General features: G+C 63.9%; 22 protein-coding genes and 1 pseudogene. 15 read left to right on the forward strand and 8 right to left on the reverse strand.

Going from position 1 to position 19,651, the window contains the following annotated elements:
- Positions 1–63: 63 nt before the first annotated feature.
- Positions 64–405 (reverse strand): carboxymuconolactone decarboxylase family protein, encoded by a 342-nt coding sequence (locus HDG34_RS11025; RefSeq protein WP_184009880.1) that lies wholly within the window; start codon positions 403–405, stop codon positions 64–66.
- Between the two features lie 117 nt (positions 406–522).
- Here HDG34_RS11025 and HDG34_RS11030 point away from each other — a divergent pair, with 117 nt between their 5' ends.
- Complete coding sequence (locus tag HDG34_RS11030; RefSeq protein WP_184059932.1) at positions 523–1,503, forward strand: AraC family transcriptional regulator; 981 nt, start codon at positions 523–525, stop codon at positions 1,501–1,503.
- A 25-nt stretch (positions 1,504–1,528) separates the two neighbouring features.
- Here the strand turns inward: HDG34_RS11030 and HDG34_RS11035 are convergent, their stop codons facing one another.
- Positions 1,529–2,101 (reverse strand): aromatic acid exporter family protein, encoded by a 573-nt coding sequence (locus tag HDG34_RS11035; protein ID WP_184059934.1) that lies wholly within the window; start codon positions 2,099–2,101, stop codon positions 1,529–1,531.
- 71 nt (positions 2,102–2,172) lie between these two features.
- A pseudogene (locus HDG34_RS11040) lies at positions 2,173–2,598 on the reverse strand (PLP-dependent aminotransferase family protein); the annotation flags it as partial.
- A 16-nt stretch (positions 2,599–2,614) separates the two neighbouring features.
- Here HDG34_RS11040 and HDG34_RS39040 point away from each other — a divergent pair.
- From HDG34_RS39040 to HDG34_RS11060, 4 genes are all read left to right on the forward strand, one after another.
- On the forward strand, positions 2,615–2,923 hold the full coding sequence (locus tag HDG34_RS39040) for a hypothetical protein (RefSeq protein WP_260321119.1): 309 nt from the start codon (positions 2,615–2,617) through the stop codon (positions 2,921–2,923).
- 209 nt (positions 2,924–3,132) lie between these two features.
- The gene (locus HDG34_RS11050; protein ID WP_311734774.1) at positions 3,133–3,546 is read left to right on the forward strand and encodes a YadA-like family protein; all 414 of its coding nucleotides are present in this window, start codon (positions 3,133–3,135) and stop codon (positions 3,544–3,546) included.
- A 289-nt stretch (positions 3,547–3,835) separates the two neighbouring features.
- A complete protein-coding gene (locus tag HDG34_RS11055) occupies positions 3,836–4,621 on the forward strand; it encodes a response regulator transcription factor (protein ID WP_184059936.1) in 786 nt (261 codons plus the stop codon).
- Between the two features lie 159 nt (positions 4,622–4,780).
- Positions 4,781–7,546 carry a LuxR C-terminal-related transcriptional regulator gene (locus tag HDG34_RS11060; protein WP_184059938.1) on the forward strand — a complete coding sequence of 922 codons (2,766 nt, stop codon included), beginning with the start codon at positions 4,781–4,783 and terminating at the stop codon, positions 7,544–7,546.
- A gap of 38 nt (positions 7,547–7,584) precedes the next feature.
- On the opposite strand, the gene HDG34_RS11065 is transcribed toward HDG34_RS11060, so the two are convergent.
- The gene (locus tag HDG34_RS11065) at positions 7,585–7,998 is read right to left on the reverse strand and encodes a DUF3175 domain-containing protein (RefSeq protein WP_090809732.1); all 414 of its coding nucleotides are present in this window, start codon (positions 7,996–7,998) and stop codon (positions 7,585–7,587) included.
- A gap of 62 nt (positions 7,999–8,060) precedes the next feature.
- Positions 8,061–8,564: a PRC-barrel domain-containing protein gene (locus HDG34_RS11070; protein ID WP_184059940.1), complete on the reverse strand. Its 504-nt coding sequence runs from the start codon at positions 8,562–8,564 to the stop codon at positions 8,061–8,063.
- A gap of 300 nt (positions 8,565–8,864) precedes the next feature.
- Between HDG34_RS11070 and HDG34_RS11075 the strand changes: the two genes are divergently transcribed.
- Positions 8,865–9,176 (forward strand): hypothetical protein, encoded by a 312-nt coding sequence (locus HDG34_RS11075; protein WP_184059942.1) that lies wholly within the window; start codon positions 8,865–8,867, stop codon positions 9,174–9,176.
- Positions 9,177–9,263: 87 nt separating this feature from the next.
- On the forward strand, positions 9,264–9,560 hold the full coding sequence (locus HDG34_RS11080) for a hypothetical protein (RefSeq protein ID WP_184059944.1): 297 nt from the start codon (positions 9,264–9,266) through the stop codon (positions 9,558–9,560).
- Positions 9,561–9,587: 27 nt separating this feature from the next.
- On the opposite strand, the gene HDG34_RS11085 is transcribed toward HDG34_RS11080, so the two are convergent.
- On the reverse strand, positions 9,588–10,895 hold the full coding sequence (locus HDG34_RS11085) for a DNA topoisomerase IB (RefSeq protein ID WP_184059946.1): 1,308 nt from the start codon (positions 10,893–10,895) through the stop codon (positions 9,588–9,590).
- Positions 10,896–11,065: 170 nt separating this feature from the next.
- Between HDG34_RS11085 and HDG34_RS11090 the strand changes: the two genes are divergently transcribed.
- From HDG34_RS11090 to HDG34_RS11115, 6 genes are all read left to right on the forward strand, one after another.
- Positions 11,066–11,410, forward strand: a complete 345-nt coding sequence (locus tag HDG34_RS11090) for a chemotaxis protein (protein ID WP_184059948.1) — start codon at positions 11,066–11,068, stop codon at positions 11,408–11,410.
- A 202-nt stretch (positions 11,411–11,612) separates the two neighbouring features.
- Positions 11,613–12,164 carry a type 1 glutamine amidotransferase domain-containing protein gene (locus HDG34_RS11095; protein WP_184059950.1) on the forward strand — a complete coding sequence of 184 codons (552 nt, stop codon included), beginning with the start codon at positions 11,613–11,615 and terminating at the stop codon, positions 12,162–12,164.
- A 60-nt stretch (positions 12,165–12,224) separates the two neighbouring features.
- The gene (locus HDG34_RS11100) at positions 12,225–12,797 is read left to right on the forward strand and encodes a DUF4142 domain-containing protein (RefSeq protein ID WP_184059952.1); all 573 of its coding nucleotides are present in this window, start codon (positions 12,225–12,227) and stop codon (positions 12,795–12,797) included.
- Positions 12,794–13,138: a DUF1488 domain-containing protein gene (locus HDG34_RS11105; RefSeq protein ID WP_090809747.1), complete on the forward strand. Its 345-nt coding sequence runs from the start codon at positions 12,794–12,796 to the stop codon at positions 13,136–13,138. The genes HDG34_RS11100 and HDG34_RS11105 overlap by 4 nt, the downstream gene beginning before the upstream one ends.
- Positions 13,139–13,235: 97 nt before the next feature.
- Complete coding sequence (locus tag HDG34_RS11110) at positions 13,236–13,817, forward strand: hypothetical protein (RefSeq protein ID WP_184059954.1); 582 nt, start codon at positions 13,236–13,238, stop codon at positions 13,815–13,817.
- A 291-nt stretch (positions 13,818–14,108) separates the two neighbouring features.
- On the forward strand, positions 14,109–14,561 hold the full coding sequence (locus HDG34_RS11115; protein WP_090809752.1) for a PA2169 family four-helix-bundle protein: 453 nt from the start codon (positions 14,109–14,111) through the stop codon (positions 14,559–14,561).
- Between the two features lie 94 nt (positions 14,562–14,655).
- On the opposite strand, the gene HDG34_RS11120 is transcribed toward HDG34_RS11115, so the two are convergent.
- Entirely contained in the window at positions 14,656–14,994 is a 339-nt protein-coding gene (locus HDG34_RS11120) for a BON domain-containing protein (protein ID WP_184059957.1), read from the reverse strand.
- Positions 14,995–15,503: 509 nt separating this feature from the next.
- Between HDG34_RS11120 and HDG34_RS11125 the strand changes: the two genes are divergently transcribed.
- Entirely contained in the window at positions 15,504–16,991 is a 1,488-nt protein-coding gene (locus tag HDG34_RS11125; protein ID WP_184059959.1) for an RNA polymerase factor sigma-54, read from the forward strand.
- 194 nt (positions 16,992–17,185) lie between these two features.
- Positions 17,186–18,361: a pyridoxal phosphate-dependent aminotransferase gene (locus HDG34_RS11130; RefSeq protein WP_184059961.1), complete on the forward strand. Its 1,176-nt coding sequence runs from the start codon at positions 17,186–17,188 to the stop codon at positions 18,359–18,361.
- A gap of 86 nt (positions 18,362–18,447) precedes the next feature.
- Here HDG34_RS11130 and HDG34_RS11135 read toward each other — a convergent pair whose 3' ends face one another.
- Positions 18,448–19,437, reverse strand: coding sequence for a ferritin-like domain-containing protein (locus HDG34_RS11135; RefSeq protein ID WP_184059963.1), 990 nt, complete (start codon positions 19,435–19,437; stop codon positions 18,448–18,450).
- Between the last annotated feature and the right edge of the window lie 214 nt (positions 19,438–19,651).

Below are 19,651 nucleotides of genomic sequence, written 5' to 3' on the forward strand. Positions count from 1 at the left end.
TCGATGCGGCACGTAAGGACGGACGATGACTTGGCGATCGCTGCGTCTAAACATCAACCTCGCTTACCCCTGCGTGTGCGCGGCGACCGCGTCCAGCGTGCGCGCCGAGTACACCAGCGTCGCGCCCGCGTTGATCGCCATCGCGACGCCGAGCGCTTCGGCGATTTCCTCGCGGGTCGCGCCGTGCTTCAGCGCCTCGGCCGTATGGACCGTGATACAGCCGTCACAGCGCAGGCTGACCGCTACCGCGAGCGCAATCAGCTCGCGCGTTTTCGCGCCGAGCAGGTCGGTCTTCTGACCGGCGCTCGACATCGCCTGATACGCCTTCACGCTTTCGGGCGCGAGCTTCGACATTTCGCCGATACGGCCGAACAGTTCCTTGCGGTAATCGATCCAGTTCAACATGGCAGTGCTCCTTGGTCCATTGCGCGCCGGCGGTTGCCGGCGTCGTGGGACAAAGTATTGCGTCGCGCCGCGATATCCTGAATACTGATTCGACTCAACTTTTAGCGCGCTCGTCTCATGGACACGCTCAGTCGCCTGATCGACCTTGCCCGGCCGCAAGCGAGTCTCGATCTTCGCTGCCTGCTATCAGGCGCATTCGACATCGATCACGCGCCGCTGGAGGCCGGCGTCGCGCCGTTTCATCTGGTGCTCGACGGCAGCTGTGTGATCGAGACCGCCGCCGGCGTGCCGCTCGAATTGCAGGCCGGCGATTTCATGCTGTTTCCGCGTGGCGCCGCGCATCGCATGCGCGACGTAAAGCGCTCGGCGGGTGGCCTGCCGTTGACGCTCGGGCATGACGGCATGCTGCCGGTGCGGCGCAACGATGGCCACGAAACCACTGCCACGGCCGCGCACCCGCCCAACGACAGCGCGATTCATGACGGCGTCGATCTGCTGTGCGGCCGCTTCGTCTATGCACCCGGTTCATCGGCGTTGCTGCTCAATGTGCTGCCCGATCCGCTGCACGTATCGCTCGGGGATGCGCAAACGCTCGATGCGTTGCAGGCGGTGATCACTCTGATGCGCGGCGAAGCGGAGCGGCGTCAGCCTGGCGCGCTCGCGATCGTGACGGCCTTGAGCCACGCGCTGTTCGCGATGGCACTGCGCGTGCACGGCGAGCGCAATGCGAACGGCACCGGGATGCTCGCGTTGCTGACGGACGCACGCCTCGGCGCATCGGTGCAGGCCATGCTCGACGCGCCCGAACGCGCATGGACGATCTCTGAACTCGGCGAGCGCGCGGCGATGTCGCGCGCGACCTACGCGCGCCACTTCAACGAGCGCGCGGGCGTGACCGTGATGGATTTTCTGACGCAGATCCGCATGGCGATCGCCAGCGATCTGCTGTTGCGCACACAACGCAGCGCGGCGGACATCGGCGAGGCGGTCGGCTATCAATCGGAGGCGGCGTTCGGCAAGGCGTTCGCGCAAAGCGTCGGTGTGACGCCGGGACGTTACCGGCGCCGCACGCCAACGGACGATGCTCTGGATGACTGACTAAAGACTCAACGCGTGGGCGATTCTATCTGGGCGGTCCGCCCTTGCTGAACGCGCGCCTTTCGAACGACGCCATCAGTCGCGCGACCACGAGCGCGCAGACCGTGCCGAGCGTCACTTCGGCAAGCCGCAGCAAGGCCTTGTCCCACGCCGGGCCGACGCCTGGCGCCAGCAGCATGATCGTCGCGGTGATGCCGCCGAGGCGCGCTGCGCTGCCGACGTTGACGACCCAGCAGATCAGGATCGCGACCGCCACGGTCGCCGCGTACGCGGCAAAATGGCCGCCGCCCGCGAGCGTGCCGATCAGCCCGAAAATACCGCCGACCATCGCACCGATGAACTGGTCGCGCGACAGCTTGCGGGTGTCGAGATAACTATGCTGGCTCACCGCGATCGCGGTGATCGCGGCCCAGAACGCCTGCTCGGTGTGCAGCGCGCGAGCGATGCCGAACGCGAGACTCGCGCCCGCCACGGCCTGCACGGCCATGAAGCCGCCCTCGATCAAGCGGTCGCCGAGCGGCAGCGTCTTCAGGAAAGCGAACAGCGCATCGGCGGCGTGCGTGCGTGAGGAAGGGCTTGAATCGTCGGACGGAGTCATCGGATGAAGGCGGCTCGGCTGGGCAGGGGGTGCCGTATTCTAGCGGCTCCGCTTTACGCTTCCACTGCTAGCTAGATCGTGCCGAACAGCGCACGCGGCCGGTCGCGCAGCGTGTGCGCGAGAATCAGCAGGCCACGCGTCAACTGCTCGCGCGACTCGGCGCAAGCGAGGTTGATGCGCACGCCGTGCTCGACCGTCGAGCGATCGACCGCGAACGCGGATGCAGGCATCGTGTTGACCCCGCGCGCGAGCGCGTTTGCCGCGAAGTCGTCCGAGCGCCACGGCGGCGGCACGCGCAACCACACGAACATGCATGCGGGGTCGCTCTTCAGATGCTCGGCGGGCAATAGTTCGCGCGCGATCTCCTGGCGCGCGCGCAACTCGGCGCGCTGCGCGTCGAGGATCGTCTGCGCGGTGCCGTCCTCGATCCAGCGCGTTGCGATCAGCGTCGACAGCGGCGCAGGCATCCATGCGGTCGTTCGCACCGCTTCCGCCGCATGGGGATCTGATCAGATGCCTTATACGCTGTTCGAGGTACAGCAGGGGCAGTGGAAGAGTCAGCGGACCGTGGGCGGCAGTGTGGGGTGTGAGCGTTGTTCAGACCGGGCCGGCTGTCAGCAGCGCGCGTTCACCGGCGAGGCGATCCGCTTCTCGACATCCGACGTTGCGATCGCGGCGATCAAGGACGGCCGCGTGCAACCGGGCAAGGTCGTCGTGATGCGCGGCGCTGGCGTGTGCCCGACCGATGCCGTCAATTTCAGGCAATTGACTTCGTTGTCGACTTCGACCTCAACTGACATCAGCACGCACAAAGCGACGTAACGTCGCTTTCCGCCGCGCTGAGCACGACCAACAGCAGCCTCGCTTCCCTGTCCACCGGCCTCGGCGACGCGGTCCAGTACGACGACCCATCCCACACGAAAGTCACGCTCGGCGGCGCGGGTTCGTCGGCGCTCGGCGCGAATGCGGTTGCGGCCGCGCCCAACTCGGTCGCGCTCGGTGCGGGCTTCGCCGCCAGCGACGCGAACTCGGTGTCGATCGGCTCGCTCGGTCACGAACGGACGATCTCGAACGTCGCGCCGGGCGTCAGTCCGACCGACGCGATCAACATGCAGCAGTTGGACTCGGTTCAGCAGGGGGTGAACGCGGCGGCGCGCCAGGCCTATTCAGGCATCGCCGGCGCGACCGCGTTGACGATGATCCCGGACGTCGACCCCGGCAAGACCCTCGCGGTTGGAATCGGCTCGGGCAACTACAAGGGCTACACGGCCGTTGCAATCGGCTTTTCCGCGCGCGTGACCGCCAACCTGAAGGTCAAGGGCAGCGTCGGTACGAGCGCGACGGGGAAACCGGCTGTATGTCCGCGACGATCCCGATCCATTACCGCCGCCGACGCGCGGCCGGATGCTCCCGCGCCAGATCGAATCACTGATAAGGGGGGATGATCGTGCAATATGACCCCCCCTTCGAAAACACCATCCCCCCCTCCGAAAGGGGGGGATTTGAAAAGCGACTGGCTCTATCTTTCTTCTCGAAATTCACAACGCATACGGAGCCGGCGCCGCTGGCCGCTCACGCCGACCTGGTGCCGTATGCGATTTTTTTATGTTGGCTTTTTCGTCCTGTTTGAACTGGTTGCTCGTGTGAGTGGAATTCCAGATGCGAATGTCTTTCGCAGCATCTGTCGAGCGGGCCGGTCTTCAAGTCGCCAGGGCGAAAGAAAAAAGGTGATAGATGAATATCCTGTTGGTGGAAGACGATCCCGCGCAAGCTGATTCGGTCGAAAGGGAAATCGGGCAATCCGGGCATCGAATAAACAAGGTCGAGCGGGGCAAGGACGCAATCAGTTTTCTTCAGGCCAACGAGGTCGATCTCGTGGTGCTCGACTGGGAATTGCCGGGCATGAGCGGTTTCGAGGTGCTGTACTGGATACGCCGTCACCTGGGCCGCGAACCCGCGGTGCTGTTCGTGACCAGCCGACTTCTGGAAGTCGACATCGTGCAGGCGCTGGACGCCGGCGCGGATGACTACGTCGTCAAGCCGTTCCGGGCCAAAGAGCTGGGGGCACGGGTAGGCGCGCTGTTGCGTCGCACAAGACGCAGCATCAAGGTGGAAAGTGCAATCGCGGTTGGGCCGTACGTATTCGACGTCACGCAGCGCAGTGTTTTTCTGCACGGCGAATCGATCTTGTTGACGGAAAAGGAATTCGACGTGGCGGCCTATTTCTTCGCGAACGTCGGACGGGTCGTTTCCAAGCGGCTTCTGGCGAAGCTTGCGTGGGGCCGCGAGCTGGATAGTACGTCGCGCACGATCGACACGCATATCTACCGGCTGCGACGCAAGCTGGCCCTGCATCCGGACAACGGCGTGCGATTGACGACCGTCTATACGCACGGCTACCGCCTTGACGAGGCCGATGCTGGCAGCGCGGAAGCGCAAGCGCCGGCGAGCACCGAGCCGGAAGACGCTGTCGCGAAGAACGACGGGTCCGAGCAGGGCGCGCAAAGCGATCTCCGCTAGCGATCCGACACGAGACCATGAGCGACCTGAAGCGGATTGCGCTGGTCGCGCCTCGTTGCGCGGCTCCTCATTGAGTCGTCACACGGTTCGGCGTATCTTGAAAACAAATTCACAACGATCCTCCATGCCTCTCACGGATAGCCGATGAGAGGACAACTCATGAATACAACCGCTGATAGTTTCGAGCGTGAATGGATCGTGTCGCTGATCCAGACCAAGATGATGCCGCCGCGTCTTCCCGCGGGTTGCGTGCAACGGCCGGGATTGCTCCGGCGACTCGATGAACGGCGTCCGGGTCACATTACGCTCGTGACCGCGCCCGCGGGTTTCGGCAAAACGACCTTGCTTGCCGCGTGGAGCGAAGCGCAAACGAGAAAGAAGCGTCCCGTTGCGTGGCTCAGTCTCGATGGAGAAGACGACGATCCGCAGCAACTCGGGGCCTATCTGGTGGCGGCGCTTTGTCGCGCGTCGAAGGAGATCGCGTGGCAGGCACAGCAACTTCTCGATAACGATGCACACACACCGGTCAGAACGGTCATTTCAGTGCTGATCAATGGCATTGCCGCATACGGCCGCGGTGTTTTCCTGGTGCTCGACGACGTCGACCGTCTGAGCGCGAAACCCGTTCTCGCGATCGTGTCGCGCCTGCTGCGCTACGCGCCCGACAACCTGCACGTGCTGCTCGGCGCGCGCGGTGAACCGGCGCTGTCGCTGAGCGGGCTGCGCTCGCCCGACAAACTTTCGCGTGTGAATGTCGACGATCTGCGCTTTTCGCTCGACGATGCTCAGGCGTTTTTCGACCACACCGGTAACGCGCTGCTCAACCGCAACAGCGTCGAGTTGTTGAACAGCGCGACCGAAGGCTGGGTGGCCGGTTTGCAGCTGGCTTCGCTCGGACTGAACCGGATCGATGACGTGGCCGCGCTCGCCAGTCATCTCGCCGGTTCCCGCTTCGGCATCGATCGCTACCTGAACGATACGGTGTTTGCGCATTTGCCGCCGCCCATGCTGACGTTTTTGCTTTACACGTCGATTCTCGAGCGGCTTACGGCGACGCTGTGCGACGATGTCATGGGCGGTGAGGGCGAAAGCGGAGAAAAGCTGGACTGGCTCGAGCGGCATAACGTGTTCATCCGGCCGCTCGATGAGACGCAGAACTGGTATCGCTATCACGCATTGCTGAGCGATGCGCTTCGCCGCCGTCTCATGCGTCAGACGCCACGACAGGTTCCGTTGCTGCATCGCCGGGCCAGCCTGTGGTTCGCGCGGGCTCGCCTGTGGCGCGAAGCCGTGCGACATGCGCTGGCAGCGGGCGACATCGGGCAGGCGGTGCAGTGGGCCGAAAACTGTGCGATGGAGATGCTCCAACGCGGCGACCCGTTCATGCTGCCGGGCTGGATTCGCAAACTGCCGCCGGACGTGATCGCGGGTCGACTGCGCTTGCGTCTGGTGAAAGCCTGGGCTCTCGCGATGTCGCTTGAGACCGCGCGCGCGTCGAAGGAGATCGGCGAGATTGCCGACGAGTTCGAACGAATGGCCCGTGATGATCGGTCGGTAGCCGACGAGGTCGCATGGGCGGAGATCAACGCGATCCACGCGGTGATCGCTTGCGTGAACGACGACAGCGAACATGCACTGGAACTCGGGCGTGCCGTTGAGGCATCGACGGCGCCTGCGGAACCGTGGGTACGCCATTACGGGCAAAGCGCGGAGATTTTCGGCTTGATGTATAGAGGGCAGTTCGCCTACATCTCCCGCGTATGGAGAGCGCGGGTCGATCAGGTGGGACTCAGCCGGAAACCGAACAGCGCGGATATGTTGCGCGACGCGGTGTACGGCATCGCCGCGCTGATACACGGCGAACTTCCCGATGCGAGGCGGGTGATGGAGGTCGCGATGCGGTACTCCGAAGACAAGCTAGGAGAGTGGTCGGCGGGCGCGGCCGCGGTAGCCGGTTGCCTTGCGTCGATTTACTACGAGTGCAACGAGCTGTCCAAGGCGCGGAAGTTGATCGACGGTCGCATGACCATCGCGCTGGAGACTTCGCCGCTCGCCGCATTGATGCGCTATATGCTTACCGCGTCGCGCCTGCTGTGGCGGGATGGCAAAAAAGGGCCGGCGCTCGCCGTTCTCGAGGACGGTCGACAGCTCGCGATAACCCGTCGATGGTTGCGTCTGAAGCTCGCGTGCGATGCGGAAACCGTCAGACAGCTGCTTGCCGACGGTAGGGTGGTCGAGGCGCGACAGGTCACCGACGAACTGAGCGCGAGTGTACCGATGATGTGCGAAGGGCGACGGGGCTCGGCGATGGAAACGTGGGCAAGCTACTGCGTGCTGCAAGCCCGCGTTCTGCTCGCTGAAAATGCCGCCGGCGACGCGGTTGGTTTTCTCTCGCGCTCACTCGACAATCTGGTTGCACTGGGCTGGCGCTATGCCGAGGCCATCGTTTCGCTGCTGCTTTCTCTCGCGCATGAGCAGAACGGTGCTTCGGAACAGGCGTTCGCCGCGCTGGGAAACGCGCTGCGGATCGGCGGCGCGATGGGGATGATCAATAGCTTCGTGGACGAGGGGCCGCCGATGCGTGCGTTACTGGAACGCTTTCGCCGCACGCCATCGGAAATCGCGACCGGGCACGCCACGTATATCGGCACGGTGCTGTCGGCTTTCGACGAGGCGGATAACACGCCATCTTCTTCGTCGAGCTATGCCAACACGAAGATAACGCCGGGCACACTGAGCGCGCGAGAACTCGAAATACTGGGCTACGTCGCTCGCGGGCTGTCCAACAAGGAAATCGGACGATCATTGAATCTGGCACCCGAGACGGTCAAATGGCACATGAAGAACGTGTTCGAAAAACTGAACGTCAATTCGCGGTACGAGGCCGTGCAGAGTGCCTTCGGCATTCAGCCTGGAGCCGACTGAAGCGCCGTGCCGCGTGATGGCACCGTCATCCGGTCACCTCACCGCGGCTCTCGTCCAAACGCTTCGCGCAGCTTGCGCTTGGCCCGCTGCAACGTATCGCGCCGCTCCTTCGGCAGGTTTCGGCCCGCTCGATTGATGTAGAAATTGAGCATCGACATCGCCGATTGAAACGGCGTGCCCTTGCGTCGACGGCTCGCCGTCGACGAGTGCTTCAACGATTGCGCGATGGACTCCGCGCTGCCGGTTTTGAAAATATCCTTCTGGATGTCCATCGCGTCGCTCGTTTCCATTACGTGATGCGACCATCTCTTCGCGCCGGATGCGCCGCTCGACTTCGCGGTTTTGGCGCGATGTGCGGCATGCGCCTGCGCATGGCGCTGACGCGCTGGCCGTCCCGACTTGCCACGAGACACAGGGCGTTTCGATTTGCTGCTGGTCTTTCGGGTCGCCATTGTGTTGTCTCCTGAAGCGGAATGTCGGACTCGCCACGCGTCGAAAATGGTCGATTTGGCGATCAGAGCTTCACGCCACCGGCCTCGGGCGCATCCGACGAACCCGCGGGAATGTCACCGACGCCGAGGTCGTCGCGCCTCGTATAGACGTCGCCCCAGTACGGTTCGCTGCCGTAGTACTGATGCACGGTGGTGGCCCACGTCTGATCCGCCATCGATGGCCAGTGATCCTTATCAAATCCCGGTGCGTTCTTCACGCGCTCGGCCACCATGTTCAGCACGAAGCATTTTTCCTGCGTATCGAGTGTCAGCGCACTCCACGGAATCGCGAGCAGCTTGTCGCCGATGCCGAGAAAACCGCCGCTCGACAGCACCGCATACGCGACGCGGCCCGAACGCACGTCGAGCATGATGTCCTTGATCTTGCCGATGTGCTCGCCGTCGCTGCTGATAACCTTGTTGCCGTCGAGCGTAGCCGCTGCCATAACATCCGGACCTGGGCCTTCCGCGGTCGCGGCGCCTTTACCGACGATGTTCGCACCTTGTGTCTGGGTCTGCATCACCATGATGGGCTCCTTTTTGAAGGGGTGAATGTACCGAGGCATTTAGCAACGGCCGTTCCATCTAGCCATGCGGCGCCGTTACGCCGTGGCGCGCGGCGCATCCGCGCGACGAGGCACCGCGTGCGTAAAGGATGCGAGCGCGTTTGCAATTATTTCGTCAGTGCCGACGCCAGCGCTGATCAGCAAAGCGCGATGCGCGCATGCGACGACTGCATCGCGCGGCATAGGCCTTGCTCGATTCTCAGTGATGGCAGCAGGGAACCGAAGGATCTCACCCGTCCTTTTACTTCAAGGAGAACCCAGATGAGCAAGTATCCGAAGGCATGGCTGTTCGCGGCATGTGTGGTCGCGTCGGGCGCCGTCGCGTCGGGCGCCGCGTTCGCGCAGGCGGGCGGCGGTAACGGCAATAGCGGCACCGGCGGCGGCAACGCGCATGGCGCGGCGACCGCGGCGCCGACGGCGGGCAACGAGCCCGCGTCGAATGTCACGGGCAGCACCATGGGATCGACTTCGTCGATGAAACATCATCACAAGAAGTCGAAGGCAAACAAGCCGATGACCGATACGACGAACACGCCCGGCGCCGATGCCAGCAGCGATACGAAGGGACAGTAACGCTGGATCGATGCGGGCGCGGCCATGCACCTGTGCGTTCATCGTAACGCGCCGGCGATATCGCGCTCCCCATCGAGGGAGAAAATCGTGACGAAGAAAATTCATTATCAGGCGAACATCTGCGGCGGGGACTTCGCGCATGTTCGCGAGTGCTTCAGCAACTGGAAGGCCGAAACGCTCGTGTATCGTCGGCAACAGCCGATGTTCGAAGGCAAGCAGGAAGTGCGGCCGTTGACGGAGCGTGTGTTCGACAACGGTGAAGTCGCGCATAGCACGCTCGCGCGCGTATGTTCGCCAAACGATGCCTATGCGCTGGCGGCGGAGATACGCGACGGCGAACGCGACGTTTGGCTCGTGATGGCGGCGTTCGAGGAAGACGGTTGAGCCGGGGTCGATTCGGCGCTGAGCCCGTCACTGGGCCGGCGGTTTCGGTTCGGAGGCCATTTCCCGCGCAGCGCGCCGCATACGCACGCGTGCCGTGGCTCGCAAATGTGCCGCGGCGCTTTTGTCTTTCGCGGCGGTGGCTTTCTTGCGCGCCACGCGCGACTTTTTTAGCAGACTCGTCAACGAACCGTTGATACTGTCGTCGACCGACGACTCCCGCGTCTTGCGTCCTTTGTCACCGGATGCGCGCGCGAGTTTCGCCGCACGCTTTTCCGCCTGCGCGAGCAGCACCGCAAAGGCCACTTCATCTAACTTGAGTCCGCGGCGCGATTGGCCTGGCGCGAGGCTCTGCAACTCGTCGGCCTCGAACGCGCTGATGATCGCTGGGTGGATATAACAGCGCCGGCAGACGGCGGGCGTATTGCGTAGCAGCGTCGCCACTTCTTTCACGATCGCGACGATATGACGACGCGCTTCGGCCGCGCTGCTGCACATCAAGCGGCGCAATGCCGCCAGCGCGTACACGCTGCCGGCCCACGTGCGGTAGTCCTTGGCGGTGAAGTCCGCGCCGCTTACGCGGCGCAGGTAGTCGTTGATATCCGTCGAGCCGACGCCGTGGCGCGTGCCGTCTTCGTCGAGATACTGGAACAGGTCGTGACCGGGCAGCTCCGCGCAACGTCGCACGATGCGCTTGATGTTCGGATTGTCCACTGTCACGTCGTGCTCGATGCCGCTCTTGCCGCGAAACTGGAAGCGCAATTGACCGGCCCTGATCTTCACGTGCTTCTTGCGCAGCGTCGTCAATCCGTACGAGTGGTTATCGCGCGCGTATTCTGCGCTGCCGATGCGGATCAGCGTCGTGTCGAGCAACTGCACGATGGCCGCGACGACCTTGTCGAGCGGCATGCCGGGCAGCTTCAGATCACGCGCCACGCGCGCGCGGATTTTGGGCAATGCGCGGCCGAACTCGGCCATCCGTTCGTACTTGTCGGCGTCGCGCGTTTCGCGCCAGTGGGGGTGATAGCGGTACTGCTTGCGGCCGCGCGCGTCGCGGCCGGTCGCCTGCAGATGACCGCGCGGATCGGGGCAGATCCACACGTTTTCGTACGCGGGTGGAATCGCGAGCGAATTGATGCGTTGAATCTCGTCCTCATCGACGATGCGCTTGCCGTCGACGTCGAAATAGATGAAGCCGTTCCGGTCGCGCTTGCGTGTGTAGCCGGGCCTCGTGTCGTCGGCGTGGCGCAGTCCCGGCGGCATCGGTTGGGGTGCGGTGTTGCCGTTCGCGGTGGTCGGGCTGCGTGATGTCGTCGTGGAATGAGTCGCGGTAGCCATTGTTGCAGGTAGAAGTTTCAAACCCGGTTCGAACCGGTTCGACGAGTAGGTGCGATGTGTGCCGTGTGATCGGCGGGAAGCAAGAGCGATGCCACTGGTAGGTGACCAGCGCGCTGAGGCGGAACGGTCCTTGCGGAAAAGTCGACGTGACCAACCGGAAAGGAGCTTTCATGAGCAGCACACTCAACCCCGATGAAGAGCCGCAGCAGACCGTCAAGCAAACGTCCGGCACGACGGGCGCGCTGGGTCCCAGCGACTCGTCCGATAGCGGCAGCGACGTGGCGGGCGCGAGGCGTCACGATTTCGACGTCGATACGGAGCTAGACAATCACGCGCTCGAAGCCGGCGACGCCGCACTCGGCAGCGATACCGATCGCTCAGGTACGGGCGAGCGCGCGTCGGCCGATGGCGATTCGACGTTGGAGATGGACCGCGATATCGACACCGACCACGTCGTCGAACCGCAAGTGCCGCCGGGCGCGGAACGCTCCGACGAAGACGAAACCGACGTCTGACCACGGCGCTTTTGCACACGCGGCGGCTCGAGCTGAACGGCGCAACCGCAGCGTCGGTGCATCGCCAACGTAATCTCAGCCCGCTGAACACTGCCTCAACCAGGCACGTGTTTTGCGTAACCACGCTTAGCGAAGGCGCAGACCTATGCACATGCCTCACGGGCAAGTGCATGAGCGCGGCGCCGCGTGAAGGAGAGCACGCATGACTGATGCACTGAATGGCTACAAGGTAGCCGTACTCGCCGTAGATGGCTTCGAGCAAGCAGAACTGATGGAGCCGAAATGCGCGCTCACCGAGGCGGGCGCGACGGTCCATGTGATCTCGGCGAAGCCGGGCAAGATCCAGGGCTTCAAACACGTCGACAAGGGCGATACCGTCGACGTCGATGCGACCTTCGACAAGGCCAGTCCCGACGACTATGACGCGCTGGTGTTGCCGGGCGGCGTCGTGAACGGCGACGCGCTGCGACTGCTGCCGCAGGCGCAGGCGTTCGTCAAAGCGGTCGACAACGCGAAGAAGCCGATCGCGGTGATCTGTCACGGCACGTGGCTGCCGGTATCGGCGGGGATCGTCAAGGGGCGCACGGTGACGAGCTGGCCTAGCCTGCAGGACGATATTCGCAACGCGGGCGGCACGTGGGTCGATCAGGAAGTGGTCGAGGACGGCAATCTTATTTCGAGCCGCAAACCCGACGACCTTCCCGCGTTCAACAAGGCGCTGATCGCGCAACTGACGAAGCGCAAGGCGGCTTGATCGCGGGCGGCGCGTTGGCTTCGGAGCCTGCGCATCGGTGATTCGACAGGGAGAAAATGCATGAAATTCCGGTATTCCCTACAAGTGTTGACTGCCGCGCTGGCCGTGTTGGGCGTGAGCGCGGCATCGATCGACACGGCCTGCGCGCAGGCGAGCGATGCGCCCGCGAGCGCAGCGCCGACCGGCGGCACGACGCTGTCACCCGCGGATCAGCAGTTCGTGCTCGAAGCGTCGAAGTCGGACGCTACTGAAATCGCCGCTGGCAAGGTCGCGCTGAAGAACTCTAACGATCCGCATGTCAGGAAGTTCGCTCAACAGATGATCGCCGACCACACGAAGCTGTCGCACGCAATGGCCGGGCTGGTCGCTAAGAAGGGCTTCAAGCCGACGCCGTCCGCGGATTCCGCGCTGGTCGGCAAACTGCAGACGTTGAAGGGCACCGAGTTCGATCAGGCCTATGTCGAGCAGGTCGGCGTGGAAGCGCATCAGCGCGCGGTCGACCTGTTCCAGCAGCAAAGCGAGAGCGGCACCGACTCGCAACTGAAGGCCGCGGCCGCGCAAGCGCTGCCAACCATCAAGCATCACCTCGAGATGGCGGAGCAACTGGCCGGCAAATTGAAGGGCTCGTCATGAACGCGATCCTGCCACGGCCTGCTTATGAGGACTCTCTGATGCAGATCACTTTCCCCGATGACGAAGCGGCCTTCGACGGCGCCAATCTGACCGTGCGCTTTCTTGCGCGCGTCGATGGCGAGCCAGTGGTTTGCGCGATCACTGCCGAGGCTCTGGAAGATCATTTCGGCGCGGAGTCCGCGCTTGAAGCGGCGTTGATGGCCGCTTTCGACAGAGGCCGTCAGCGCATCCGCTCGGTCTGCGCGGAAGCGCTCGACCAGAACAACGGAGAAGGCGTAGTGTTGCATAGCGGACTGTTCAGAGTGGAAGGCATGGAACCGGATCGCGGCGCCGCGGCGTAGCGCCGCTGCATGTCGCATTGACTGGGCGCGCTGCTTCCGACTCGCGCCACCGGCGCCAGGATGGTCCACGAACGGCAATTAACGATAAGGAGGCCGTATGTCACTCATCGTCGCGGCACGCTTCACGACTTTTCCCGCTGCGGAAAGCGCCGCGCAAAAACTGTTCGATGCGGGTTTCGTGGAAGAGGACGTCACGCTGTTTTTCGTCAATCCGCGCGGCCAGCATGCGCGTTTCCCGATCGGCGGCGACACCGATACCGACCCCGGCGCGCGAGAAGCGCCTAAAGGCGCGGGCATGGGCGTGACGATCGGCGCGGTGATTGGCGCGGTGATTGGCGTGGCGATCTTCGCGGTGTTTTCCGCGCCGCTGCTGGTGTCGCTGATCGCGGCCGGCGTCGGCGCGTATGTCGGCTCGCTGGTCGGCGCGATGTCGCGCACCACGGAGCGCGGCAAATCGGACCATCGCGTGCCGTATCACGAGGAGTCGCGCGATTCGGGCGTGCTCGTCGCCGTGCACGTGTCGCCCGACAATCAGCTGGACGCCGCGCGCGTGCTGCGTGAAGCGGGCGGCCTGTCGATCGAGAAGGCGACCGGCCGCTGGCAGCAGGGACGCTGGGCCGATTTCGATCCGCTGAAGACTCCTGAGCCGATCAAGGAATTCGCGGAGAAGCGCGCGTGATATGAGCGACGCGGCATACCAACAAAAAACGGCCCGATGACGATCATCGGGCCGTTTTCCGTTTTCCGCGCTGTTTCGACGTCGCGCGACACCCCCGGTTGCCGCGCATCGCGCGGCGGCTGCGCTCGTTCGAGCTGCCTTTCGCTATGCATCGGCTCGCGCGAGGTGCCGGGCACGCGTGATGCGTGCTATCAAATGCAGCCCGCCGCGCGTCGAACCGATTCATCGCGAGGCACATAAAAAGCCCCGCGCGGCGGATTCCGCGATGAACGAAACCCTTGGAGGTATTGAATGGCTACCAACGTTGTTTCCGTATTGAATGAACTGGTCGAAACGTCGAAGGATGGCGAAAAGGGCTTTATGAAGGCAGCCGAGGATGCGCACGACGACCAGCTGAAGATGCTGTTCCGCTCGAGTGCCGAGGACTGCTCGCGCGGTGCGCGTGAGTTGCAGGATGCCGTTCAGACCCTGGGCGGCAAGCCCGAAACCGGCGGCAGCATGAGCGGTGCGCTGCATCGCGGCTGGGTCGACGTGAAATCGGCGGTAGCGAATCGCAGCGACCATGCGATTCTTGCCGAGTGCGAAAAAGGCGAGGACGTCGCGAAGAAACGCTATCACGACGCGCTGGAGAAGGATTTGCCGGCGGACGTGCGGGCAATCGTCGAGCGGCAGTACCAGGGCGTGCTGCAAACGCATGACCGCGTGCGCGATCTGCGCGACCAGTATGCGGCGATGAAGCATTGATCGACGCGTCAGTGCAATAAGGAAGAGCCGGCTCTGCCAGCCGGCTCTGTTACGTTCTGTTCAGTCGAATCGGTGCGACCCGATCGCGCGGATATCAGTCAGCCGCGACCTTCAGATGGTTCTTCACGCTGGTTACGCCCTTCACGCTTTGCACGACATCTTCGGCGGCGGACTTGTCGTCGGCCGAAGGCACCGAACCCGTGAGCCACACGACGCCCTTGCGGGTCTTCACGTGGATATGCGTCGATTTGACGTTCTTCGCGGCAAGCAGATCAGCCTTGACCTTGGTCGTGATGGTGCCATCGTCGATATGCTGGCCGATGCTTTCCGACGACGCTGGCGGGGCCGAAGCGCTGGTCTGGGCGTTCGCGTTCAGCGCGAACGCGACGACGGCGATGCTGCCTGCGGTCTTCAGAAGCTGGATCGTCTTCATGGTTCTCTCCATCAGGTGGTAATGAAAATGGCGGTCTTGTTGGCCGGTGGCCGATCGCGGCCGAAGCCGCTGATGAGACACGTGGGGTCGTCGCCGCTACGGTACCGTCAGGGGCCCGTTTCTCGACACCGGACGCTGTACTCGCATCCGCGCTCGATCGAGGTGTTTGCGAAGGGCGGTGTCCGTCCACACACCGTCGCTCCGCAACCATCGTGCCTGCCGGCTGCGAGCCAATCCATGTCGCTCGCGAAAGCCGCATGCACCGCGGAGTTTCGACTGACGAATAGGGCTGCGGCGCGGCCATGCGCGAGGTCGACGGAGAGGTGAAGAAAGGGACCGGAAATTGCCTGCCGTTTGTAAAAACCGGCGCGCCCGGTCAGGGCAATTCATCCGCCTGAATAAACAAAGCGCAATCAAAACAGCGTCTTGCGCGATCTGGTACGGACGTTGCATTGGTCAGTGAACTCGGCTCGTTGAGTCTGAGGCTATTAACGAACGGGATCACTCCAATGCCTTCAATCGAACTTCGTACAAGGCAGTCTCTCGCACTGACGCCTCGTCTTCAGCAGTCGGTGCGGCTCTTGCAATTGTCGGCGCTCGAGTTCCAGCAGGAATTGCGCACGGCGCTCGATACCAATCCGTTCCTCGAATACGACTCATCCGAAGCGGAAGACGTCGCGCTCGCCGGCACGACGCCAGGCGAAGGTGAAGACGCCAACGCGCCGCCCGCCGTCGATACGCTTGCCGCCGCCGAGCCGGACGGACTGCCGGCGGAAAGCGCCGGTAGCGATACGCTCGAAAGCGCGGGCCAGGACGACATGCCCGCCGATTTTTCCGGCGACTACGGTTCGCGCAACTCGACGCGCCAGAACGGCGACGCGGACGGCAGCGACCCGGCCGATTGGGCTCGCTCGCAACCCACGCTGCGCGAACAGTTGCACGACGCGTTGCGCCTGTACCGGCTAGACGACCGCGATCGCGCGGTGGCCCGTTTCATCATCGAGGCGCTCGACGACGACGGCTATCTGCGGCAGTCGCTGGCCGACCTGGCCGATAGCGTCGATCTGGAACCCACGCTGACCGAGGAAGAACTGCTGGTGGCGTTGCGCCTCGTGCAGGCGCTCGATCGTCCGGGGCTCGGCGCGCGTTCGCTATCGGAATGCCTCGCGCTGCAGATCAATGCGCTACCCGCCAATACGCCGGGACGTGACGTCGCGCGGCAGATCGCCGAGCATCATCTGGAAAGGCTCGCGCGCCGCGAGCAGGCCGAGTTGCAAAAACAGATCGGCTGCAGCGCGGAGGAATTGCGTGTGGCTTGCGCGTTGGTGCGCAAGCTCGATCCGAAGCCCGGCAATTGCTACGGCCGCACCGAGGACAACTATGTCGTGCCCGACGTGATCGTGCGTCAGGTGCGCAACAAGTGGGTCGTGTCGATCAATCCGGCGGTGCAGCCGCGGGCGCGGATCCATCGCATGTATGCGCAGCTGTTCGCGCAGTCGGCCGGCGCGAGCCGTTCGCCGCTCGCGCAGCAGCTGCAGGAGGCGCGCTGGCTGATCCGCAACGCGCAACAGCGCTTCGATACGATCCAGCGGGTTGCCGAATGCATCGTCGCGCATCAGAAGGCGTTCTTCCTGTACGGCGAGATCGCGCTGAAGCCGATGGTGCTGCGTGACGTGGCTGACGAGCTGGGCCTGCACGAATCCACGATCTCGCGCGCGACGGGCAACAAATATATGGCGACGCCGCGCGGCATCTTCGAGTTCAAGCATTTCTTCCCGCGCGAGCTCGGCACCGAAAGCGGCGGAACCTGCTCGGCCGCCGCGGTGCGCGCGCTGCTCAAGGAGATGATCGCCGCGGAAAATACGCGTGATCCACTGTCGGACGTGACGCTCGCGAAGATGCTCGCGGATCAGGGCGTGCTGGTCGCGCGACGCACGGTGGCGAAATACCGGCATCTGATGAAGGTGCCGCCGGCTGAACTGCGCCGGCAGCTTTGACGCGCCGAAGTTTTAACGGGGGTTTGAAGCAAAGCAGTCATTCAAACAGCAGTACATTGCGCACAGGGTCATGCGAGGTTATCCGCTCGCATGACCCTTTTTCGTATCTGGACGTTTCGCCGGCGTGCCTTTACATTGGCGGGTCGAATGGAAAGAGATCGGCGGAACGGACCGCACAACAACGGGTGAGCGCAATGAAGTATTCGAATCTGGTCGAGCGACTGCAAGGGCGGCGCACGTCGGCGTGGGAAATTCATCGGGTCGCGCAGCAGGCGGCTGCCAGGGGCGAAGACGTGATCGTGCTGAGCGTTGGCGATCCCGAGTTCTCGACGCCCGCGCCGATCGTCGAGCGCGCCATCGATGCGTTGCGGGCCGGCGATACGCACTATACGGCGATGGCCGGTCGCGAGCCGCTGCGCGCCGCGATCGCCGCCGAGCACGCGCGCACGACGGGATGCGACGTGAGCGCCGCCAACGTGGTGCTGACCGCCGGCGCGCAAAACGGCGTGTTCGCGGTGTCGCTGTGCCTGCTCGAAGCGGGCGACGAAGTGATCGTTCCCGAGCCGATGTATCTGACCTACGAGGCTTGCGTGCGCGCGGCGGGTGCGACGCTCGTCGCGGTGCCGGTCGATCCGGCGCGCGCGTTTCACGTCGACTGCGACGCGCTCGAAGCGGCGATCACGCCGCGCACGAGGGCGATATTCTTCGCGACGCCGTGCAACCCGACCGGCGTGGTGATGCAGCGCGCCGATCTCGAGCGCATCGCGCGGCTCGCGTGCGAGCACGACCTGTGGGTGCTGTCCGACGAGGTGTACGCGGAACTCACGTTCGAACGCGATCACGTGAGCATTGCGTCGCTGTCCGGCATGGCGGAGCGCACGGTCACGCTCGGCAGTCTGTCGAAGTCGCATGCGATGGCGGGGTGGCGTGTCGGCTGGACAATCGGGCCCGCGACGCTGATCGAGCACATGGCGCGGCTCGCGCTCGCGATGCTGTACGGCCTGCCGGGTTTCATCCAGCAGGCCGCGTTGACGGCTTTGGAGAACAGGGCGGAGATCGTCGCCGATATTCGCGAGATCTACCGGCGGCGGCGCGACGTCGTGTTCGAGCGTTTGCATCGTGTGCCGGGCTTGCGGTGCCTGTTGCCCGAAGCGGGCATGTTCATGATGGTCGACGTCAGCGGGACCGGGCTCGATACGACCGAGTTCACATGGCAGCTGTTTCGCGCACAAGGCGTGGCCGTGCTCGACGCGAGTGCGTTCGGGGAGACGGCGAACGGCTTCGTGAGGTTGGGGCTGGTGGTGGGCGAGGATCGATTGATCGAGGCGTGCGAGAGGATCGCGCGGTTCGTGGAAGGGGGGCGGGGCTAAGAGGGCGGTGGGTTGTAGATTGCGAAGATCCGGTCGGTGGGCACCACGGCCAGCCGAAGGTGGCTGGGCAGTGCGTTCGGCGCGGCTTACTTTTTCCTGCGCACGAATTTCAAGCCGAAGCGCACCAGCCGAGGCATCGTTTCGGGCCGCAACAGCCGTGGGTCATACCCAGCAAATCGCCGCTCATTCTCCTGAAGACACAGTTGCATCAATTCGGGCACGCTGATATCGACATCCGTTACCGACTGCGCGCCGTTTACCGTGAAGTTGTTATCGTGCTCCTGGACGTTGCCCTCAGCATCCATCGCGCGTGCGAGCCCAATGCGCTCCCACACCAGAAACGCCCACACGCCCGCCACCTTGAGCTCGAAGCGGATGCGCTGCCACCATGAAAGCTGCGCGCGATGCCAGGCGACCCAGTTCGCGAACAGCAGAATATGGCGGCACTCTTCCTGCATCACCGGCTCGAATGTCTCGGTCAGTGCCGGCGGGAACAGGCCCGAGCGCCGCGCCACCTCGAACAGGCCGAACGCGAAGAAGCTGTCGATACATTCGCTATAGCCGGTCACGAGGTAAGCCCGTTCCGTGTCTTTCGGATAGACGTACGACGGCTCGCTCGCGAGCGCGATGCCATACGCATGCACCATGCGCGACAGCACTTCCTTATGGCGGTTCTCTTCCCACGCGTTCAGCGCAAGTGCGTCGCGCAGCTCCGGGGTGTCGAGCGTGGCCGCGTAGGCGGCCATGCGCAGGCGCGCCCTGCCTTCGGTTTGCACGGCGATGTCCCAGATCGGCAGATCGACGATGCGCTTGAGCGTCGCGGCTTCGAGCTGCGGCCATGCGAGCACGGACGGGCGATACGGATTGAAGGTCTCGCGAAACATGCGGCACATTTCCTGCCGGTGCACGTCGGAGCCGGGCGCCAGCGGGCCGTTGACGGTGCTAGTCCAGTGCCGCATCGCGTGGTCGGCGGCGTCGAGCGTCGAGAGGTCGGGCTGCTCGTGCGGCAGTTGCGGCGCGCGAAAGCCGGGGATCAGCGCGGCAGCGTCGAATGCATCCAGTACCAGTTGGTCCATTGGGTATTCTCGACAAGGCGACGAAGGCGCTGTCGATTCTGCCATGACTGCGCAGGTCTGCGCCACGTCGAGGAAAAAGCCCTTTGTAATGTTCGGCGTGCTGTGGCGCCGACGGTTGACGCCGCGCAAACTTGCGTCAAGAATCGAGCGCCGGGTGTGCTCCCGAACCCGGCTAGCCCGATTCCAGCGCGTTTCGACTCGTCGCGGAAAACTT

The organism is Paraburkholderia sp. HC6.4b (genome assembly GCF_014200875.1).
GTDB classification, from domain to species: Bacteria; Pseudomonadota; Gammaproteobacteria; order Burkholderiales; family Burkholderiaceae; genus Paraburkholderia; species Paraburkholderia tuberum.